The following is a 19,553-nucleotide window of genomic DNA, read 5'->3' on the forward strand; positions in this document are numbered from 1 at the left end:
TCACAGACACTCCGTGGGGTACACCGAACGGATGACGAGCCGCCCCGAGTTGGGCAAGGGAAACAGAAAAAGAGCGGTTCAGACATTTCTGTCTGAACCGCTCTTCTCGGTGGAGCTAAGGGGACTCGAACCCCTGACCCCCACACTGCCAGTGTGGTGCGCTACCAGCTGCGCCATAGCCCCGTGTTCAGTTGTTCTCCGCGAGCAGCTCGTGCTCTCTGCTTGCCTGGACGAAGTTACACCATGGCTGACTCAGCCAACAAATTGGCTGGTCACAGGCCTGGAAGCCGGATGGGCGCCAAACGGGCGCCCATCCGTGCAACCGTCAGTTGAGCTCGGAAACCCAGTCCCGGTTGCCGAGCGCGTCGACCAGGGTGCCGTTGTGGACCACGGTCGGCGTGCCGCGCGCACCGGCGGCCGCCAGGGCCTCGCTGCCCTTCTGCGCCGCGGCGGCCGCGGCCTCGACGTTGGCTCCGTCGGCGACGCAGGCGACCGCGGCGTCGTTCGCGCCGGCCTCCTTGGCCAGGTCCGCCAGGTCCGCGTTGGAGTGGTCGGACTGACCGTTCTCCGGCGGCTGGTTGGCCGGGTCGAAGAGCGAACCGTGGAACGCCGAGAAGGCGACCGCGTCCCCGGACTGCGCGACGCACATCAACGCGGACGCCGCCCGGGTGGAGTAGTCGCCGCTGGCCGAGAGCCGGTTGAGGAAGTCCAGCGTGTGGTAGCGAACCGCGAGCGCACCCTCGTCGATCTTCTGCGCGACCTCCTGCCCGTTGGTGTTCTCGAGCTGCGCGCAGTACGGGCACATCGGGTCCTCGAAGACGTCGATGCTGGTCTTCGCGTCCGGAAGGCCGACCAGGATCGCGCCGTCCTCGCCGACCGACACCTGGACCGCTGAGTTCGAGACGCCGCCGTAGCCCTCGTTTCGGGGCTTGCTGCGGCTGTTCGTCCACAGCACGCCACCGATCACGACGGCCGCAATCACCACGATCGCGAGCGCACCGAGGATGTACGTCGTCCGACTCGAGGACGGTTGGGGTGAGTACTTGCCGGACTTGGGCTTGTTCGAGCTCACTGATCTGTCCTTCACGTCAGGATTGCAAAAGTGTCTTTTACTCTGTCACTGCAGACTCTGTCACCCGAGGCTGAGTCACCCCTGAGAACGGCGCCCGCGAGCGTGGGCCGAGCGCGAACGGGCTGCGCGGGAACACCGTCAGCCAGGCCGCGAGCGAGAGAAAGCCGACGTCGCGGGCGATCTCGCGGGCGTAGTCCCAGCCGTCGACGTCCGCCGCGCCGCCACCGCCGAAGCAGCCGCAGTCGATGGACAGCCCGCGCGCCCACACCGAGACGATGACGCCGATCAGCACCACCAGCACCGCGGCGGACACCACCGCCGCGACCCGCACCCCGAGGCCGATCAGCAGCAGCAGGCCCAGCGCGATCTCCAGCATCGGCAGGGTGCTGGCCACCGGCTGGATCAGCGACTCGGGCAGCAACTGGTAGGCCCGCACCGCGACCTCGGTCTGCGTCGGGTCGACGAACTTGATGGCGCCCGAGACAAGCCAGACGGCGGCGAGCCCTATCCGGGCGACGAGGCTGACGATACGAATCCACACCGCACTCACGCTACCGACTGCCGTCGCGGAGGCCGCGTAGATTCACGGGCATGAGCGACTCGACGCCGGCGGGCTCCGGTGCGCTGCCTCACGAGTTCGACCACACCCACCCCGACGTCGCGGGGGGCTGGCTCCGCGCCGCGACCTTCGGCGCGATGGACGGACTGGTCACCAACACCTCGCTGATCGCGGGCGTCGGCGGCGCGGGGCTGGAACCGCGCACCATCGTCCTGAGTGGCGTCGCGGGCCTGGTCGCGGGTGCCTTCTCGATGGCGCTCGGCGAGTACACCTCCGTCTCGACCGCCAACGAGCAGATCGACGCGCAGGTGCGGGTGGAGGCACGTGCCCAGGCCCGGCACCCGGAGGCCGAGCAGGCCGAGCTCGTCGAGATGTTCGTCGACATGGGCATGAGCACCCCGACCGCGACGGCCGCCGCGGCCGAGGTGCACAACGACTCCGAGCGCGCCGTGACCATCCACCTCACCCACGAACTCGGCGTCGACCCGACGGAGCAGCCGTCGGCCGCGGTGGCCGCGGTCTCGTCGTTCCTGATGTTCTCGATCGGCGGCGTCATCCCGCTGATCCCCTACCTGCTGGGCTTCGCCTCGCTGACCGCGGGCCTGGCCGCCGGCGCCGCCGGACTGCTGGTGGTCGGCGTGCTGGCCGCCGGGTTCACCTCGCAGCCCCGCGTCCGGGGCGCCCTGCGACTACTTGTCTTCGGGATGACCGCGGTCGGGGCCACCTACGCCGTCGGCACCCTGATCGGCGGCGTCCCCGGCTGACGGCTGCGGGATGCTGCTGGGTGCCACCAGCCAGAACGCGACCGGCAGCAGCATCAGCGAACCCGTCACCGCGAACGCCACCCCGTACGAGAGGTACTGGGCCAGCACCCCGGCGATCAGCGGTCCGGCCACCACCCCGACGTCCGAGGCCATCTGGAAGGTCGCCAGGACCGGACCGCCCCTGGCCTTGGAGCCGATCACGTCTGCGACGGCCGCCTGCTGGGCCGGGTTCATCAGCCCGGAACCCATCCCGGCGACCAGCGACAGGGCCAGGAACACCAGCAGGTTGTCACTGAACCCGAGCACCGCGGTCGCGCTCCCGCTGACCACCAGCCCGGCCAGCACGAAGGGACGCCGTCCGCGCAGGTCCGACGCCCGGCCCGCCGGGATCTGCACCAGCGCGTTGCCGACGGCGTACACGGTGAGCGCGACACCGGCCAGCGCCGTGCCCTCGTCCAGCGCCTCGACCACGAACAGCGGCACCATCGCGACCCGGACACCGAACGACACCCAGCCGTTGGCGAAGTTCGAGACCAGCGCCGCCCGGTAGGTCGCCGACGCCAACGCCTGACGCAGCGTCATGGTGACCGGCGAGCCCGCGGCGTCGGGCGAGGCGAGCGCCGATCCCTTCAGGCTCACGTACACCACCGCCGCCGCGACGAGCAGCGCCACCGCGTAGATGAGGAAGGGCGCACGCAGGCCGAAGCCCGCCAGCGCGCCGCCGACCAGCGGGCCACCGATGGTGCCGAACAGGAACGACGTCGCGTACAGCCCGGACACCCGACCGCGGATGCCGGGCGGGGTGATCCGGATCAGCAGCCCCAGCGCGGACACGGTGAACATCGTCGAGCCGATGCCGCCGACCGCCCGGAACAGCAGCAGCTGCCAGTAGTCGCCGGCGAAGGCGACCGCGCCGGACGACACCGCAACGATCAGCAGCCCGGTCAGGTACGTGGGCCGCTCCCCCAGCCGCTGCACCAGCGCCCCGCTCATCGGCGCGAACAGCAGCCGCATCAGCGCGAACACGCTGATCACCGCGCTCGCCGCGATGTATCCGACGTCGAAGCTCCGCGCGAACTGGGGCAGGGCCGGCGCGACGATGCCGAACCCGAGGGCGATGACGAAGCTCGCCGAGACGAGAACCCAGATCTCGCTCGGCAGCGCCGAGTCAGCCGGGCGCGGCGGGGTGGACTGGGCCGGGCCGGGCGGTTGCGCCCTTCCCGGGCCGGTGGCTGTCGACTTCGGGAAGATGCGCATGATTACCGGTCATCGTAGCCAAGACGGGCCGGTCACCCCGACGCGCCCAGCACCCGCGAAACCAGCTCGCGCGCCTCGCGCTGGACCTGCGCGAGGTGCTCGGCGCCGCGGAACGACTCAGCGTAGATCTTGTACTTGTCCTCGGTGCCGGACGGCCGCGCGGCGAACCAGGCGTCGGCGGTGCACACCTTCAGTCCGCCGAGCGCGGCGCCGTTGCCCGACGCCCGGGTCAGCGTCGCGGTGATCGGGTCACCCGCCAGCTCGGTGGCCGTCACCCGGTCCGGGGTCAGCCCCGCCAGCGCCGCCTTCTGTGCCCGGTCCGCGGGCGCGTCGACCCGCGCGTAGACCGGAGCGCCGTGCCGCTCGGTGAGGTCCCGGTACCGCGCCGACGGGGACGCCCCGGTCACGGCGAGGATCTCCGAGGCCAGCAGCGCGAGCACGATGCCGTCCTTGTCGGTGGTCCAGACCCGGCCGTCGGTGCGCAGGAACGACGCGCCGGCGCTCTCCTCCCCGCCGAACCCCAACTCGCCGCCGAGCAGGCCGGGCACGAACCACTTGAACCCGACCGGCACCTCCACCAGGTCGCGGCCCAGCCCGGCGACGACCCGGTCGATCATCGACGAGCTGACCAGCGTCTTGCCGACCTTCGCGCCCGGCGCCCAGCCGGGCCGGTGCGCGTAGAGGTAGTCGATGGCCACGGCCAGGTAGTGGTTGGGGTTCATCAGCCCGCCGTCGGGGGTGACGATGCCGTGCCGGTCCGAGTCCGCGTCGTTGCCGGTGGCGATGTCGAACCGGTCGCGGGCGCCGATCAGCGAGGCCATCGCGTCCGGGGACGAGCAGTCCATCCGGATCTTGCCGTCGGTGTCCAGCGTCATGAACCGCCAGGTCGCGTCGACCAACGGGTTCACCACGGTCAGGTCGAGGCGGTGCCGCTCCGCGATCTCGCCCCAGTAGTCGACACTCGCCCCGCCCATCGGGTCAGCGCCGATCCGGATGCCCGCGGCGCGGACGGCGTCGAGGTCCACCACCGCGGGCAGGTCGTCGACGTAGGTGCCGAGGTAGTCGTACTGCCGCGCCGCGCCGGACAGCGCCCGCGCCGCCGAGATCCGGCGGACCCCGGCCTGTCCGGCCGCCAGGAGTTCGTTGGCGCGCGCCTCGATGGCGCCGGTCGCGTCGGAGTCGGCGGGCCCGCCGTGCGGCGGGTTGTACTTGAAGCCGCCGTCGCGAGGCGGGTTGTGCGACGGCGTCACCACGATGCCGTCGGCCCGGGCCGCCGCACCGGACGCGTTGTGCCGCAGGATCGCGTGGCTGACCGCCGGGGTCGGGGTGTAGCGACCGGCCGAGTCGACCAGCACCGTGACGTCGTTCGCGGCCAGTACCTCCAACGCCGACGTCCAGGCCGGCTCGGACAGCGCGTGGGTGTCCCGGCCCAGGAACAGCGGCCCGTCGATGCCGTTGGCCGCGCGGTACTCGACGATGGCCTGCGTGGTGGCCAGGATGTGCGCCTCGTTGAACGCGCCGTCCAGGCTGGACCCACGGTGCCCCGACGTCCCGAAAGCCACCCGCTCGTCGGGATTCTCGGGGTCGGGGGTGCGGCTGTAGTAGGCCGTCACCAGCTGGGCGAGGTCCTCGAGGTCCCCCGGCTGCGCGGGCTGACCTGCTCGATCGTGTGCCATGGCGTCCATTCGACCACGCCCACCTGCCGGATGCGCTACTGCGCCAACCGGAACCGGGCCGCCGCGAGCACGTCGTCCAACGCCTCCGCCAGCGCCTCGAGTCGCTCGCCCGGACCCGGCGCGGACAGCACCCTGCGCCGGTCGGCGGCACCGAGCGGCAACCGCGCGGCCAACGCGTAGGTCTGCTCCCCCGCGTCACCGGGCAGGTCCGCGAGCATCGGGAGCACCGGCGCGGGGCGGCCCACCCGCCCGGCGAGTGCACCGAGCACCTCGCCGAGCGAGGTGACCCGGTCGGTGACCGCGTCGAGCACGCCGTCGCCGACCGCGCCCGGCTCGTCCGGCCAGTCCCGCACTCGCGCACGCGGGTACGGGTCGTCGGCGAGCCAGTCCAGGATCCGGATCCGCCCGGCGCCCCGGCATTCCAGCAGCACCCGACCGCCGGCGACCGGGCGTGCGCTGACGATGCGGGCGACGGTCCCGACGTCGGTCCGCTCGTCACCGCCGCCGACCTCGTGGCCGCGCGAGATCAGCACGACGCCGAACCGCATCCGGTCCGGCGACGAGGTGCACTCGTCGACCATCGTCAGGTAACGCGGCTCGAAAACCTGCAGGGACAACGGTTCACCGGGCAGCAGCACCGCACCCAGCGGAAACATCGGGAAGGCATCCACGCCGGACAGCATGCCCCACGCGACCGACCTGCCCGGAGCCCCGGCCCCGCCCCGCCGACTGTGGTTCACTTGTGAGGTTGATCACCCAGCCAACTGGGAGGGTTCACGATGATCGTCCGACACACCCGCCGCGCAGACGGCCCCGCCCGCGCAGTCTCCCGACTCGCCGCAGCCGTATTCGCCGTCCTGGCAGTGACGCTCACCTTCCTGCCGGTCGCGCAGGCGCAGCCGACGGTGCCGCGGCCGGACCCCGACCCGTTCTACGCGGCGCCGGCGGACCTGGGCGCCCGAGCCAACGGCGACGTGCTGCGGTTCCGTCCGGTGGACGTCTCCCGGTACGGCAACGCCGACGGCTGGCAGATCCTCTACCGCTCCACCAACTCGACCGGCGGACCCATCGCGGCCGTCACCACCGTGCTGGTGCCGCGCGGGGGCGTGGACCGGCCGCTGGTGTCCTACCAGGCGATCATCAATGCCCTCGGCACCGACTGCGGGCCGTCGCACACGCTGTTCACCGGCGGGCTCCAGGAGGCCCCGGTGCTGCCGCTGCTGCTGACCCGCGGCTGGGCCGTCGCGCTGCCCGACCATCTCGGGCCCAACAGCGCGTACGGCGCCGCGCGGCTCGGCGGCCAGGTGACGCTCGACGGGATTCGCGCGGCGACGCGGTTGCCACAGGCCGGTCTCGGCCGCAGCCCCGTCGGGCTGGTCGGCTACTCCGGCGGCGGGATGGCGTCGGCATGGGCAGGCGCACTCGCCCCGACCTACGCGCCGGAACTGCCGATCGTCGGCGTCGCCGCGGGTGGGGTCCCGGCGAACCTCAACGAGCTCGCCAACGGCCTGGGGACGGCGCCGCACCCGCTGTTCGGCCTCGCCTTCGCCGCCACCCTCGGCCTGGAGCGGGAGTACCCGAACAGGATTCCGGTCAGTGCCGACCTGAGCCCCGAGGGCATCGCGCTCCGGGACCAGATCGCGAACGACTGCTCACAGGAGATCATCGACGCGGGCGCCAACCGCAGCGCCCTGCAGGTCGCGAAGAATCCGGCGCAGGTCGAGTCGGCAGCGGCCCGGTCGGTGTTCAACGAGAACAGCGTCGAGTTCTACCCCGGCGCCCCGAGCGCCCCGGTGCACCTGTGGCAGGGCGGCGCCGACGTGCTCGCCCCGGCCGAGTCGGTGGCGGCGACCGCGCGCAAGTGGTGCGACGCCGGCACCCGGGTGGACCTGGTCGTGCTGCCCGGCGACCACGGCCCCGCCTCGATCGAGGGGGTGCCGGGCACCCTGGCCTGGCTGGACGGCCGGTTCGCCGGGGTGCCGGCACCGACCAACTGCTGACCGGCCGACTCGGCAGCAGGACCGGATCAGCCTCTGCGCCGGGTCAGTTGGTGGGCCAGGGCGGCAGCGGCGGCTTGACCCACATGATCTTCTCGTCGGCGTGGCCGGGCGTCGCCTGCGGATGGTCCGGGTGCGCGCTCGCCCACCGCGACTTCTCGTCCAGCAGCGCGGCGACCACCTTCCAGGTCTCCCCCGTGCTCGGCGGGTTCACCCCGGCCGCTCGCGCCAGCTTGCGCAGCCGGTCGTCGGGCAGGTCGAGCAGTTCGGCGCCGGTGACGGCGCGGTCCCACACGTAGCGCGCCAGGCCGACGGCCTTGTCCCGCCGCATCCGGTCCGCCAGGTCGGTGTGCGCAAAGTCGACATCGTCGGGCTCCACCAGTGACCACCTCCTTCTGCGACGCCGAGCCTATCGTGACGCGAAACGGCGAAGGCCCCGGACCGTGTGGTCCGGGGCCTTCGCCGTGAAGTGGAGCTGCCGGGAATTGAACCCGGGTCCTCTGTCGGATCGCTAGGGCTTCTCCGTGTGCAGTTCGCTAAGTCTCTACTTGGATCTCTCGGTCTCGCGAACAAGCCGTGATGACGATCCCAGTCGCTGTTTGATGTCCCATTCGACTCCGCGACCGAGCCGAGCAGTAAAGCCCTCTAGCTGATGCCAGGATCCGGGTCGAGGGCAACCCCGGGCTGACAGACACGCAGTCGCTACTTAGGCAGCGAGGGCGTAGTCGCGCTGATTGGAATCGGCGCTTATAGGTTTGCAGCGACGCTTACGGTGGTCTCTTGCCTGCACCGACACGCTTCCCCTAACTCAACGTACAAAGTCGAAACCGTTCAGCCCCGTACGTCCCCGGCACTGTGCCGGGACTACACACTGTAACGCCCCTCGCCGGGAAAATCATCCTCATTTACCGGGCCGGGTCTTTCGGGGTCGCCAAACCACCTGGACGAGCGTCCAAAGTGCACTACTCTTCAGGGAATTCGTCGCCCCGAGCACCGAGGACACGCACACCCATGACACGTCTTGCCGCGGGCCATCCCCGCCGGTTGGTCCAGGCCCTGACTGCCGCGCTCGCGCTGGCCGTCGCGGGCGCCACCATGGCCGGTGCCGCACCGGCTCCCGCACCGGTCGGCCCCGACGACAACCCCGTCTTCGGCCTGGCCAACGGTTGCTACGCGCTGCAGTCCGAGCCGACCGGCCAGTTCGTCCAGCGCACCGCGGACGGCTACCGCGCCGACGCAGGCGAGCTCGGTGCCGCGGCGCCGTTCCGTGCGCACGCCGCTCAGCTCGGACGCTTCATGTTCTACGGCCCCGGCGGCGACATGCTCGCCCACGACGGCGGCAAGAAGGTGGTCGCGACCCGCGACGCGCTGCCGACCACCGACTGGACGCTGACCCACACCGACGGCGGCTACACCGTCACGGCCACGTCCAACGGCAGCCAGCTGGTCGCGGACGGGCCCAACCTGCTCCTCGCCGACCCCGGCGTGAACCCGGCCGGCGGGCGCTTCTCCCTGGTGCCCACCGAAGGCTGTGGCGAGTTCCCCGACTCCGAGGTCAACGCCACCGGCACGCCCCTGGCCGGCACCGGCCCCAACGGCGAGGTGCAGGGCTTCATCGACGCGCACGTCCACATGACCGCGAACCTGTTCATGGGTGGCGACGTGCACTGCGGCAAGCCCTTCGACCCGCAGGGCATCACCGCCGCGCTGAAGGACTGCGCGGACCACGGGACGGACGGGACGCCCGCACTGCTCGAGAACATCATCTCGCAGGGCAGCCCGTTCGAGCAGCACGACACCACCGGCTGGCCGACCTTCGCGGACTGGCCCGCCCAGGACTCGCTGACCCACGAACAGACCTACTACAAGTGGGTCGAGCGGGCCTGGCGCGGCGGCCTGCGGATCTTCACCAACCTGTTGGTGAACAACCGGGTGCTGTGCGACCTGTACCCGCTCAAGTCCAAGTCGTGCAACGACATGGACACCATTCGCCTGCAGGCCACGCAGGTGCACGAGATGCAGGACTACATCGACGCCCAGTACGGCGGCCCCGGCCGGGGCTGGTTCCGGATCGCCAGCTCCCCCGAGCAGGTCCGTCAGATCGCGGCGCAGGGCAAGCTGGCCGTCACCCTCGGCATCGAGACCTCCGAACCGTTCGGCTGCAAGATCGTCAACGACGTCCCGCAGTGCACCGCCGAGGACATCGACCGCGGCCTCGACGAGGTGTACGCGATGGGGGTGCGGCAGATGGTCGTCACCCACAAGTTCGACAACGCATTCGGCGGGGTGCGGTTCGACCCGGCCGTGCAGGGCGTCGCCGTCAACGTCGGCAACTTCCTGAGCACCGGCAAGTTCTGGCAGGCCGAGAAGTGCACCGGGGCGGCGAAGGACAACCCACTGCTCAGCCTCGGCGAGGGCCCCGCGGCGGCCGTCGCCGCACTGCCCCCGGGCGTCACCACGCCGGTCTACCCCGAAGGCCCGGTGTGCAACACCCGCAGCCTGACACCGCTGGGCGAGCACATGATCCGCGGCATGATGAGCCGCGGCATGATCGTCGACATCGACCACATGGGCGTCAAGACGGCCGACGCGACGATGAAGATCCTCGAGGACGCGAAGTACTCGGGTGTGGTGTCGAGCCACAGTTGGTCCGACACGTCGATGTACCCGCGCATCTACGCGCTCGGCGGGTTCGTCGCGCTGTACGCCAGCCAGCTCGACCCCCAGAAGGCCGAGCCGGGTCAGGACCCGAAGGCCGATCGCGAGCCCGGTTTCGTCGAGGCCTGGCGCAAGGCCCGTGAGGCCCGCAGCGACAAGTACTACTTCGGCTTCGGGTACGGCGCGGACACCAACGGCTTCGGGCCGCAGGCCGCCCCGCGCACGACCGCCGAGACCGACCCGCTCCAGTACCCGTACACGACCTTCGACGGCGGCACCGTGATGGACCGTCAGCGCACCGGCGAGCGGGTGTTCGACGTCAACACCGACGGCGTCGCGCAGTACGGGCTGATCCCCGACTGGATCGCGGACATGCGCAACGCGGCGGGTGCGGACGGCGACCAGCTCATCGAGGACATGAGTCGCGGCGCCGAGGCGTACCTGCAGATGTGGGAACGCGTCGCCAAGTAGGCCATTACCTCCTTGGCGACGGGCCGCCGCGCCTAGAATCGGGGCAGCCCGTCGCTGAGGAGTCCTCCATGGCCGACCGCAATCCGGTTCGAGCGGGACAACTGCCGCCCGTCGACAAGCCCGAGCAACTGCGCAACGTCGTGCTCGTCGGCTGCAGCGGGACGGGCAAGACCACCCTCGCCGAGTCGCTGGCCCTGGCGTCCGGCGCGATCGGGCGGGCCGGCCGGGTGGCCGACGGGAACACCGTCTCCGACTACGAGGACGTCGAACACCAGCAGCACCGCTCGGTTCAGTTGGCGGTGCTGCCGCTCGCCTGGAACGGCGTCAAGATCAACCTGCTCGACACCCCCGGTCACCCCGACTTCGACGCGGAGGTGCGGGCCGGGCTGCACGCCGCCGACGCCGCGGTCTTCGTGGTCTCGGCGACCGACCCGGTCACCGCGCCGACCCGGGCGATGTGGCGCGAGTGCGCCGACGAGGGCATCCCACGGGCCATCGTGGTCTCCAAGCTCGACGTCGCCCGCAGCGGGTTCGACGAGATGCTCACCGCATGCCACGACGCCTTCGACCTCGGCCCGGACTCGGTGCGTCCGATGTTCCTGCCCGTCTACCGCGACGGACACCCGTGCGGTTCACTCGATCTGCTCACCGGCCGCACCTACGGCGAACCCGGGCCGCACCCCGACTCCGCGGCCGCCCGGGAGTCCCTGGTGGAGGCCATCTCCGGCCAGGACGACTCCTTGATGGAACGGTTCCTGGCGGGTGAGGAACTCGACGCCGATGCCCTCGCCGACGGGCTGCGCCGCGAGTTCGTCGACTGCGCGCTGCACCCCGCGCTGGCCGTCACCGACAACGGACTCGGGGCCGCCGAACTGCTGGACCTGGTGACCACCGCCTTCCCCGACCCCACCCGTCGGCGCGGCGACGGACCCGCGTGCGACCCCGACGGGCCGCTGTCCGCCCAGGTGCTCCGCATCACCGGCGATGCATACGTCGGCCGGATCAGCCTGGTCCGGGTATTCGGCGGCACGCTGCGTCAGGACACCCACGTGCAGGTGGAAGGCGCCGGGGCGCCGGACAGCGGGACGCCTGCGCAGGAGCGGATCACCACGTTGAGCGGACAGTTCGGCAAGCTGCAGCGGCCGGTGTCCGAGGGCCTGGCCGGCGACCTGGTCTGCGTCCCGAAGCTGACCGTGGCCCGCATCGGCGACACCCTCTGCGACGAGGAGCATCCCGTCGTGCTGCCGACCTGGCCGCTCCCGGACGCGCTGCTGCCGGTCGCCGTCGAGGCGCACACCAAGGCGGACGAGGACAAGCTGTCCCAGGCGCTGGCGCGGCTCACCGTCGAGGACCCGGCGCTGCGGCTGGAACACAACCCCGACACCCATCAGCTGGTCTTGTGGTGCACCGGCGAGGCGCACGCCGAGGTGAGCCTGGACCGGCTGCGCAACCGGCACGGCGTGCACGTCGACACCGTCGACTACCGGGTGGCGCTGCGGGAGACCTTCGCCGGCGCCGCCACCGGGCACGGACGGCTGGTCAAGCAGTCCGGCGGGCACGGCCAGTTCGCCGTCTGCGACCTGGAGGTGGAACCGCTGCCGACGGGCACCGGAGTCGAGTTCGCGGTGCGGGTGGTGGGCGGCGCGGTGCCCAAGCAGTTCGTCTCGTCGGTCGAGAAGGGGGTGCGCGCCCAGCTCGCCGTCGGGGTCGGCACCGGTCACCCGATGGTCGACGTGCGGGTCACCCTGGTCGACGGCAAGGCCCACTCGGTGGACTCGTCGGACTCCGCCTTCCAGACCGCGGCCGGCCTGGCCCTGCGGGACGCGGCCACCCACACCGACGTCCGGCTGCTCGAACCGGTCGCCGCGGTCCGGGTGATCCTGCCCGACGACTACCTCGGCGCGGTCCTGAGCGACCTGTCCACCCGGCGCGGCCGGGTCCTCGGTACCGAGTCGACCGAACCCGGGGTGGCACTGCTGCGCGCGGAGGTACCGGAACTCGAGCTGTCCCGGTACCCGATCGACCTGCGCTCACTGACCCACGGCACCGCCGAGTTCGCCCGCGCCCACCTGCGCTACGAGCTGATGCCTGCGGCGGTGGCGGCGCAGTTCACCGGCACCGGCCACTCGCAGAGCTGAGTCAGCGGCTCATGCCCTTCACCCGACGACCCATCTCACGGGTCACCTCGCGCTCGGCGGTGCGTCGGGCCAGGTCCTGACGCTTGTCGTAGTCCTGCTTGCCCTTGGCCAGGGCCAGTTCGACCTTCACCTTGCCGTCGTTGAAGTACATCGACAGCGGCACCAGCGTCTGGTTGCCCTCGCGGGTCTTGCCCACCAGGTGTTCGATCTCGCGCTTGTGCAGCAACAGCTTCCGGGTCCGCCGAGGCGAATGGTTGGTCCAGGTGCCCTGGGTGTACTCCGGGATGTGCAGTCCCCGCAGCCACACCTCGCCGTCGTCGACGGTGGCGAACGCGTCCACCAGCGACGCCTTGCCCTCACGCAGGCTCTTGACCTCGGTGCCGACCAGCGCGATACCCGCCTCGTAGACGTCGATGATCGTGTAGTTGTGCCGAGCCTTGCGGTTGCTCGCGATGACCTTGCGGCCCTTTTCCTTCACGTCTGGGCCCCTTCAGTCCACTGTGTTCTCAACGTGCCTGTCTCCACCAGGATAGGTCGAACTGGCAAGCGCTTATTCCCGCACGTACAGCCGGAGGGTGACGTAGGCGGTGACCGCGGCCATCCCCACCCCCACCAGCACCAGGAACGGCGAGACCAGCAGCACGTCGCTGTTGGAGATCCGGGCGACGATGTTGGCGTCGTAGACGTCGGTGAGCATGTCGTCGACGAACAGGTTCTTGGCGGTGAACAGCCCGACCACCGCGAGCACGGCGCCGACGAGGGCGGCGGCGACGGCCTCGAGCAGGAACGGCAGCTGGGTGTACCAGCGGGTCGCGCCGACCAGTCGCATGATGCCCACCTCCGCCCGGCGGGTGAAGGCGGCGATCTGAACCATGTTCGCGATCAACAGGATAGCCGCGAGGGCCTGGACGACGGCGATCGCGAACGCGGCGTTGCGGATGCCGCCGAGCACGCTGAACAACCGCTCGACCAGGTCCTTCTGGTTCAGCACGCTCTCCACGCCGGGCCTGCTGGCGAAGGTGTCGTTGACGACCCCGAACCGGTCGGGATCGGACAGCTTGACCTTGAACGAGGCAGGCAGCGCGTCGGGGCTGACCATCGACGCCAGCTCGGGCTGGTCCTTGAACACCCGCTCCTTGGCGTCGGTGACCGCGTCGTCGCGGTTGAGGAACTGCACGGACACCACCGAGTCGGTGTTCTCCAGGTCGGCGCGCAGGTTCTTGCAGATCTCCTGGGTGCAGCCGGGGTCCGAGACGGACACGTCGTCGGTGAGGAAGATCTGCACCTCCACCCGGTCCAGGAAGATCTGCTGGGTCTTGCCTGCCATCTGGACGACCAGCAGGCCGCTGCCGAAGAGGGCGAGCGAGATCGCGGTGGTGAGGATCATCGCCACCGTCATGGTGATGTTGCGACGCAGGCCGGTGAGGACCTCGCCGAAGATGAAGCTGGCACGCATAGGAGTTGACTGTCCTTCGTGTGGTCGGGGTGGGACGGCGCGGAGTCGGCGGGCGGCTAGCGCCCCACCCCGTAGACACCGCGGGCCTCGTCGCGCACCACGCGTCCGAGATCGAGTTCGACCACCCGGCGCCGCATCGAGTCGACGATGTGGTTGTCGTGAGTGGCCATCAGCACCGTGGTTCCGGTGCGGTTGATCCGTTCGAGCAGCAGCATGATGTCGCCGCTGGTGTCCGGGTCCAGGTTTCCGGTCGGCTCGTCCGCGAGCAGGACCAGCGGCCGGTTGACGAAGGCGCGGGCAATCGCGACCCGCTGCTGCTCACCGCCGGAGAGTTCGGTGGGCAGCCGGTCCGCCTTGCCGGACAGACCCACCAGGTCCAGCACCTCGGGCACCGTCCGCTCGATCATCGCGCGCGGCTTGCCGATCACCTCGAGCGCGAACGCGACATTCTGGGTGACCGTCTTCTGCTGCAGCAGCCGGAAGTCCTGGAACACGCAGCCGATGGACTGCCGGAGCTTGGGCACCCTGCGGGCCGCGAGCCGGTTGACGTGGAAGTCACCGACGTGGATGTCGCCCGAGGTGGGCGTGTCCTCCTTGAGCAGCAGGCGCATGAAGGTCGACTTCCCCGAGCCCGACGGGCCGATGACGAAGACGAACTCGCCCTTGTCCACGGAGACGCTCACCTTGTCCAGGGCAGGCCGCGACGAGGTCTTGTAGGACTTGGACACATTCTCCACGCTGATCACGAGGAGCCAGTTTAGCCATGATCACCTTCCGGCGATCCGGGTAACGACGACGTGCAGGCCAGCGTGGTGTCAGGGTGTCGGCGGGGCCGAAGTCGGCGTCACTTCCGTCACCGGCGCCTCACCGATCACGCCGGGTGGCAGGTCCACGCCCGACGGGATGGGCACGCCCGGCGGCAGCACGATCAGCGGCGGCTTCGACGGCGTCGTCGATGCTCCCGCGGGCGGTGACGGCGGCGGGGTGGTGCTCGACGACGGGGTGGTGGTGGTGGGAGTGGTGGAGGCCGACGACCGGCTCGTCGACGGCTGCTGCGACGCCGGTGCGGGCTCGGTGCTGGTCTGCGCCGGCACGGACGGCCCCGATTCAGTCGACGGCGGCGGGTTGTAGTGGTCGTGCAGCATCGCCGCGGCCAGGAAGCCGACGATCATGAGCACGGTCGAGGTCCGGATGTGCCCCCAGAACAGCCGCTCGGGCACCCTCCGGTACCAGGCAACTGCGGGCTGCGTTTCGGCGCGCGCTTCCGTGGTCACGAGGGTTCGCCCGTCTGGTCGGTGGCCAGTTCGGGACCGACGAGGATCCCCTCGCGGCGCAGCCGCTCCGCGACCCGGGCCCGCAGCTCGCGTCCCACCTGGAACTGCTTGCCGGGCAGGGTGCGGGCCACCATCCGGACGTTCACGGTGTCCAGTTCGATGCTCTCGACTCCCATCACCGTCGGCTCGTCGAGCAGCAGCGGCGCGAGGACCGGATCCTCGTGCGCCTCTCGGCCGACGCTGTGCAGCACGTCGTTGACGTGGTTGATGTCCACCGCCGCGGGAATCGGCACGTCGACCACCGCGCGTGCCCAGTCCTTGGAAAGATTGACCACCTTGACGATCTGGCCGTTCGGGATGGTGAGCACCTCGCCGTCGGAGGAGCGCAGCCGGGTCACCCGCAGGGTCACGTCCTCGACCGTGCCGTAGGCGTCGTCACCGGCCCCGGTGATCGCGATCCGGACCACGTCACCGAAGCCGTACTGCCGTTCGGCGATGATGAAGAACCCGGCCAGGATGTCCTGCACCACCCGCTGCGCGCCGAAGCCGAGCGCGGCACCGAGGACGGTGGCGGGCGCGACCAGGCTCGACACCGCGAAGCCGAGGCGTTGCAGCACCTCGATCGTGACCAGCACGTAGACGATGGTGATCAGCACCCAGGTGATCACCTGCGCCAGCGCGTGCCGGTGCTTGGTGGCCTCGGATCGCACCAGGGCGTCGCCCTGGCTGTAGTTCAGGTCGATCCGGTCGGTGATGCGATTGCCGGCCCAGCTGAGGAAGCGCCCCGCGATGAGACCGCCGAGCACGTACATCACGATCTCGAGCCCACTGGTGGTCAGCCAGGCCTCGAAAGGCCTGGCCTCGTCCCGCCACCCGAGTGCGGTGATCAACAACTAGCCCTGCTCCCCGCGCATCCGCCAGCGGATCCCGGACTCGAGGAAGCCGTCGATGTCGCCGTCGAGCACCGCGGACGGGTTGTTGACCTCGTACTCGGTGCGCAGGTCCTTGACCATCTGGTACGGGTGCAGCACGTAGGAGCGCATCTGGTTGCCCCAGGAGCTGCCGCCGTCGCCCTTGAGGGCGTCCATCTCGGCCCGCTCCTCGCGGCGCTTGACCTCGAGCAGCTTGGCCTGCAGCACCCGCATGGCCGAGACCTTGTTCTGCAGCTGCGACTTCTCGTTCTGACAGGTCACCACGATGCCGGTGGGGATGTGCGTCAGCCGCACCGCGGAGTCGGTGGTGTTGACCGACTGGCCGCCCGGGCCCGACGAGCGGTAGACGTCGACGCGCACGTCGTTCTCGTTGACCTCGATGTGGTCGGTGGTCTCGACCACGGGCAGCACCTCGACCTCGGCGAAGGAGGTCTGCCTGCGGCCCTGGTTGTCGAACGGGCTGATCCGCACCAGGCGGTGGGTGCCCATCTCCACGGAGAGGGTGCCGTACGTGTACGGCGCCTTGACCGCGAAGGTCGCGCTCTTGATGCCGGCCTCTTCGGCGTAGGAGACGTCGTAGACCTCGACGCCGTAGCCGTGCTTCTCCGCCCACCGGACGTACATGCGCATGAGCATCTCGGCCCAGTCCGCGGCGTCGATGCCGCCCGCGCCGGAGCGGATGTTGACCAGGGCGTCGCGCTCGTCGTACTCGCCGGAGAGCATGGTCTTGACCTCGATCGCCGCGATGTCCTCGCGCAGGCTGGCGCGCTCGGCGTCGGCCTCGGCAACCGCGTCGCCACCCTCGTCCTCCGCGAGCTCGTAGAGGATCGGCATCTCGTCGAGTCGCTGCCGCAGGCCCTGCACGCGGCGCAGTTCGGCCTGCGCATGCGAGAGCTGGCTGGTCACCTGCTGCGCGTGATCCTGGTTGTTCCACAGGTCGGGGTCGGCCGCCTGATGCTCGAGCTCGTCGATGCGTCGGCTCAGTTCTTCAACGTCCAGCACCCTCTCGACGGTGGTGAGGGTGGTGTCGAGCTCGGCGAGGTCTGCGGAAACGTCGGGATGCACGGTTCCCAAGGCTACCGGTGACCACTGACGGTCGGCGCCCGCGGTTCGAATTCGCCACCGGCAGGTCGAGTACGTTCATCGGGTGACCGATCTCGAACTCGCCCTGAGCATCGCCGACGATGCCGACGCCCTCACCCGCACCCGGTTCGGGGCGCTCGATCTCGAGGTGGACGACAAGCCGGATCTGACCCCGGTTTCCGACGCCGACCTGGCCGTCGAGCGGACCGCGCGGGCGCGGCTGACCGCCGAACGCCCCGACGACGCGGTGCTCGGCGAGGAGTTCGGCGGCGACGCGGTGTTCGAGGGCAGGCAGTGGGTGATCGACCCGATCGACGGCACCAAGAACTTCGTCCGCGGCGTCCCGGTGTGGGCCACGCTGATCGCCCTGCTGCAGGACGGCGTCCCGGTGGTCGGCGTCGTCAGCGCCCCCGCGCTGAACCGGCGGTGGTGGGCGTCGGCCGGCGACGGCGCGTTCGCCAGCTTCGACGGCGGTGCGCCCGCACGGCTCTCGGTGTCCGCGGTCGACCGCCTGGGCGCGGCGAGCCTGAGCTTCTCGAGCCTGAGCGGATGGCGTGACCGCGGCATCCGGGACCAGTTCATCGACCTGACCGACGAGGTGTGGCGGGTCCGCGGGTACGGCGACTTCCTGTCCTACTGCCTGCTCGCCGAGGGCGCACTCGAAGTCGCGGCCGAGCCCGAGGTGTCGCTGTGGGACCTCGCGCCGCTCGACCTGCTGGTCCGCGAGGCCGGTGGACGCTTCACCGCTCTCGACGGCAGCGCAGGCCCGCACGGCGGCAGCGCGGTCGCCAGCAACGGGCTGCTGCACGACGCGGTGCTCGAACGACTTCGCGGCTGACCGCGGGAGTACGCAGTGACGACGACCATTCCCCACCCGCCGCGGCGGGTGCCGTTCGTGGGCGACGTGCTGGGCCTGGACACGGTCACGCCGAACCAGACGACGCTCAAACGGTTCACCGAGCTCGGACCGATCTACCGCCGCTCGATCCTGGGCACCGACCTGACCTTCGTCGGGTCCGCGGAGCTGGCCGCGCAGGTCTACGACGAGGCCCGCTGGGAGAAGTTCGTCGGCCGCCCGCTCGAGCGGCTGCGGCCGGTCGTGGGCGACGCGCTGTTCACTGCCTACAACTGGGAGTCGAACTGGGCGAAGGCCCACGAGGTGCTGCTGCCGGCCTTTGCCAAGGAGGCGATGATCTCCTATCACGGCACGATGACCGAGGTCGTCGACGAGCTGTGCACGAGCCTGGACACCCACGCCGGCGAGTTCGTGCCCGTCGTCGAGCAGATGGGCAAGCTCACCCTCGAGGTCATCGGCCGCTGCGGATTCGGGTACAGCTTCGACTCGTTCGGTGGCGCCGAGCACCCGTTGGTCGGGGCGATGAGCCGCACCCTGACCCACGCGCAGCGGTCCGCCGTCCCGCTGGCGTTCGTCGGGAAGCTGCTGCGCCGCAAGGCGGAGCGGCAGAACGAGCTGGACCAGGAACTGCTGGTCCGGACGGTCGACGGGGTGATCGAGGAGCGGCGGACCACCGGCGAGCGACGGTCCGACCTGCTCGACCGCATGCTGCACCCGGACGGTGACATCGAGCTCGACGCCGAGAACATCCGCAACCAGGTGCTGACCTTCCTGGTGGCCGGCCACGAGACCTCGGTGAACGCCCTCGCGTTCGCACTGCACTTCATCGCGCGCAGTCCCGAGATCGCGGCGCGGATGCGCGCCGAGGCCCGTGCGGTCGTCTCGAGCGGCGAGGTGACCTACGACGATGTCCCGCGTCTGCGTTACACCCGCCAGGTGATCTCCGAGACGCTGCGCCTGTGGCCGACCGCGCCCGGCTTCTTCCGTTCGGCGAAGCGGGACACCACCCTCGGCGGTCACGAGATCTCGGCCGGCGAATGGGTCTTCGTGCTCCTGCTCGCCGTCCAACGCGACGCGGCCTGGGGACCCGACGCGGACGAGTTCAACCCGGATCGGTTCACGCCGGAGAACAGTCGCGGCCGTGCGCCGGAGCTGTTCAAGCCGTTCGGCACCGGAATCCGGTCGTGCATCGGTCGCCAGTTCGCGCTGCACGAGATGACGCTGGCCCTGGCCACCCTGCTCGTGCGCTTCGACGTCGAGCCCGAACCCGGGTACGAGCTCGCGGTGGAGGAGACGTTGACATTGCGTCCGAAGGGGCTGCGGCTCAAGTTCACTCGCGTCGAGGTGTGAAGTCGGCTGG

Annotated in this window: 18 protein-coding genes, 1 tRNA gene and 1 other RNA gene; 7 read left to right on the top strand and 13 right to left on the bottom strand. The window is 70.4% G+C overall.

Features of this window, described 5'->3' with window-relative positions; genetic code table 11:
* Positions 1–110 precede the first annotated feature (110 nt).
* The 3 genes from ACFO6S_RS01680 to ACFO6S_RS01690 all read right to left on the bottom strand — a co-directional run bounded on the left by ACFO6S_RS01680 (position 111) and on the right by ACFO6S_RS01690 (position 1,613).
* Positions 111–183, bottom strand: a tRNA-Ala gene (locus ACFO6S_RS01680).
* Positions 184–325: 142 nt separating this feature from the next.
* On the bottom strand, positions 326–1,072 hold the full coding sequence (locus ACFO6S_RS01685; protein ID WP_378413510.1) for a DsbA family protein: 747 nt from the start codon (positions 1,070–1,072) through the stop codon (positions 326–328).
* Positions 1,073–1,109: 37 nt separating this feature from the next.
* The gene (locus ACFO6S_RS01690) at positions 1,110–1,613 is read right to left on the bottom strand and encodes a MauE/DoxX family redox-associated membrane protein (protein WP_378413512.1); all 504 of its coding nucleotides are present in this window, start codon (positions 1,611–1,613) and stop codon (positions 1,110–1,112) included.
* 50 nt (positions 1,614–1,663) lie between these two features.
* Here ACFO6S_RS01690 and ACFO6S_RS01695 point away from each other — a divergent pair, with 50 nt between their 5' ends.
* Entirely contained in the window at positions 1,664–2,395 is a 732-nt protein-coding gene (locus ACFO6S_RS01695; RefSeq protein ID WP_378413513.1) for a VIT1/CCC1 transporter family protein, read from the top strand.
* Here ACFO6S_RS01695 and ACFO6S_RS01700 read toward each other — a convergent pair.
* From ACFO6S_RS01700 to ACFO6S_RS01710, 3 genes are read right to left on the bottom strand one after another with little or no spacing between them, the layout of a single operon-like run.
* On the bottom strand, positions 2,321–3,652 hold the full coding sequence (locus ACFO6S_RS01700) for an MFS transporter (RefSeq protein WP_378413515.1): 1,332 nt from the start codon (positions 3,650–3,652) through the stop codon (positions 2,321–2,323). The two genes, ACFO6S_RS01695 and ACFO6S_RS01700, sit on opposite strands and share 75 nt — an antisense overlap.
* 32 nt (positions 3,653–3,684) lie before the next feature.
* On the bottom strand, positions 3,685–5,328 hold the full coding sequence (gene pgm, locus ACFO6S_RS01705; protein WP_378413516.1) for a phosphoglucomutase (alpha-D-glucose-1,6-bisphosphate-dependent): 1,644 nt from the start codon (positions 5,326–5,328) through the stop codon (positions 3,685–3,687).
* 35 nt (positions 5,329–5,363) lie between these two features.
* Positions 5,364–5,999, bottom strand: a complete 636-nt coding sequence (locus ACFO6S_RS01710; protein ID WP_378413518.1) for an LON peptidase substrate-binding domain-containing protein — start codon at positions 5,997–5,999, stop codon at positions 5,364–5,366.
* A 108-nt stretch (positions 6,000–6,107) separates the two neighbouring features.
* Between ACFO6S_RS01710 and ACFO6S_RS01715 the strand changes: the two genes are divergently transcribed.
* Entirely contained in the window at positions 6,108–7,328 is a 1,221-nt protein-coding gene (locus ACFO6S_RS01715; protein WP_378413520.1) for a lipase family protein, read from the top strand.
* Between the two features lie 43 nt (positions 7,329–7,371).
* Here the strand turns inward: ACFO6S_RS01715 and ACFO6S_RS01720 are convergent, their stop codons facing one another.
* Positions 7,372–7,704 carry a hypothetical protein gene (locus tag ACFO6S_RS01720; RefSeq protein ID WP_378413521.1) on the bottom strand — a complete coding sequence of 111 codons (333 nt, stop codon included), beginning with the start codon at positions 7,702–7,704 and terminating at the stop codon, positions 7,372–7,374.
* An 88-nt stretch (positions 7,705–7,792) separates the two neighbouring features.
* Positions 7,793–8,164, bottom strand: a transfer-messenger RNA (tmRNA) gene (gene ssrA, locus ACFO6S_RS01725).
* Positions 8,165–8,336: 172 nt separating this feature from the next.
* On the opposite strand from ssrA, the gene ACFO6S_RS01730 reads away from it, so the two are divergent.
* Both ACFO6S_RS01730 and ACFO6S_RS01735 read left to right on the top strand, forming a co-directional pair.
* Positions 8,337–10,454 (top strand): peptidase, encoded by a 2,118-nt coding sequence (locus ACFO6S_RS01730; RefSeq protein WP_378413523.1) that lies wholly within the window; start codon positions 8,337–8,339, stop codon positions 10,452–10,454.
* Positions 10,455–10,522: 68 nt separating this feature from the next.
* Entirely contained in the window at positions 10,523–12,592 is a 2,070-nt protein-coding gene (locus ACFO6S_RS01735; protein WP_378413526.1) for an elongation factor G-like protein EF-G2, read from the top strand.
* A 1-nt stretch (position 12,593) separates the two neighbouring features.
* On the opposite strand, the gene smpB is transcribed toward ACFO6S_RS01735, so the two are convergent.
* The 3 genes from smpB to ftsE all read right to left on the bottom strand — a co-directional run bounded on the left by smpB (position 12,594) and on the right by ftsE (position 14,794).
* On the bottom strand, positions 12,594–13,070 hold the full coding sequence (gene smpB / locus ACFO6S_RS01740) for an SsrA-binding protein SmpB (RefSeq protein ID WP_378413528.1): 477 nt from the start codon (positions 13,068–13,070) through the stop codon (positions 12,594–12,596).
* Positions 13,071–13,142: 72 nt separating this feature from the next.
* Complete coding sequence (ftsX, locus tag ACFO6S_RS01745; protein WP_378413531.1) at positions 13,143–14,048, bottom strand: permease-like cell division protein FtsX; 906 nt, start codon at positions 14,046–14,048, stop codon at positions 13,143–13,145.
* A 56-nt stretch (positions 14,049–14,104) separates the two neighbouring features.
* Positions 14,105–14,794: a cell division ATP-binding protein FtsE gene (gene ftsE / locus ACFO6S_RS01750; RefSeq protein WP_378413533.1), complete on the bottom strand. Its 690-nt coding sequence runs from the start codon at positions 14,792–14,794 to the stop codon at positions 14,105–14,107.
* A gap of 157 nt (positions 14,795–14,951) precedes the next feature.
* Here ftsE and ACFO6S_RS01755 point away from each other — a divergent pair, with 157 nt between their 5' ends.
* Positions 14,952–15,179, top strand: coding sequence for a hypothetical protein (locus tag ACFO6S_RS01755; protein ID WP_378413535.1), 228 nt, complete (start codon positions 14,952–14,954; stop codon positions 15,177–15,179).
* Between the two features lie 139 nt (positions 15,180–15,318).
* Here the strand turns inward: ACFO6S_RS01755 and ACFO6S_RS01760 are convergent, their stop codons facing one another.
* Both ACFO6S_RS01760 and prfB read right to left on the bottom strand, forming a co-directional pair.
* Positions 15,319–16,134 (bottom strand): mechanosensitive ion channel family protein, encoded by an 816-nt coding sequence (locus ACFO6S_RS01760; protein ID WP_378414054.1) that lies wholly within the window; start codon positions 16,132–16,134, stop codon positions 15,319–15,321.
* A gap of 81 nt (positions 16,135–16,215) precedes the next feature.
* Positions 16,216–17,319 carry a peptide chain release factor 2 gene (gene prfB, locus ACFO6S_RS01765; RefSeq protein WP_378413537.1) on the bottom strand — a complete coding sequence of 368 codons (1,104 nt, stop codon included), beginning with the start codon at positions 17,317–17,319 and terminating at the stop codon, positions 16,216–16,218.
* A gap of 82 nt (positions 17,320–17,401) precedes the next feature.
* On the opposite strand from prfB, the gene hisN reads away from it, so the two are divergent.
* Both hisN and ACFO6S_RS01775 read left to right on the top strand, forming a co-directional pair.
* Entirely contained in the window at positions 17,402–18,175 is a 774-nt protein-coding gene (hisN, locus tag ACFO6S_RS01770) for a histidinol-phosphatase (RefSeq protein WP_378413538.1), read from the top strand.
* A 15-nt stretch (positions 18,176–18,190) separates the two neighbouring features.
* The gene (locus ACFO6S_RS01775) at positions 18,191–19,543 is read left to right on the top strand and encodes a cytochrome P450 (protein ID WP_378413540.1); all 1,353 of its coding nucleotides are present in this window, start codon (positions 18,191–18,193) and stop codon (positions 19,541–19,543) included.
* Positions 19,544–19,553 lie beyond the last annotated feature (10 nt).

Origin of the sequence: Rhodococcus kronopolitis (genome assembly GCF_042654025.1) — a bacterium.
Taxonomy (GTDB): Bacteria; Actinomycetota; Actinomycetes; order Mycobacteriales; family Mycobacteriaceae; genus Rhodococcus_G; species Rhodococcus_G kronopolitis.

What these genes read in the sequence shown, in the direction of transcription:
- ACFO6S_RS01695 (WP_378413513.1), top strand. Translation starts at nt 1,664, where the DNA reads ATGAGCGACTCGACGCCGGCGGGCTCCGGTGCGCTGCCTCACGAGTTC.
- ACFO6S_RS01700 (WP_378413515.1), bottom strand. Translation starts at nt 3,652, where the DNA reads ATGCGCATCTTCCCGAAGTCGACAGCCACCGGCCCGGGAAGGGCGCAA.
- pgm (WP_378413516.1), bottom strand. Translation starts at nt 5,328, where the DNA reads ATGGCACACGATCGAGCAGGTCAGCCCGCGCAGCCGGGGGACCTCGAG.
- ACFO6S_RS01715 (WP_378413520.1), top strand. Translation starts at nt 6,108, where the DNA reads ATGATCGTCCGACACACCCGCCGCGCAGACGGCCCCGCCCGCGCAGTC.
- ACFO6S_RS01730 (WP_378413523.1), top strand. Translation starts at nt 8,337, where the DNA reads ATGACACGTCTTGCCGCGGGCCATCCCCGCCGGTTGGTCCAGGCCCTG.
- ACFO6S_RS01735 (WP_378413526.1), top strand. Translation starts at nt 10,523, where the DNA reads ATGGCCGACCGCAATCCGGTTCGAGCGGGACAACTGCCGCCCGTCGAC.
- ftsX (WP_378413531.1), bottom strand. Translation starts at nt 14,048, where the DNA reads ATGCGTGCCAGCTTCATCTTCGGCGAGGTCCTCACCGGCCTGCGTCGC.
- ACFO6S_RS01755 (WP_378413535.1), top strand. Translation starts at nt 14,952, where the DNA reads ATGGGCACGCCCGGCGGCAGCACGATCAGCGGCGGCTTCGACGGCGTC.
- ACFO6S_RS01760 (WP_378414054.1), bottom strand. Translation starts at nt 16,134, where the DNA reads ATGTACGTGCTCGGCGGTCTCATCGCGGGGCGCTTCCTCAGCTGGGCC.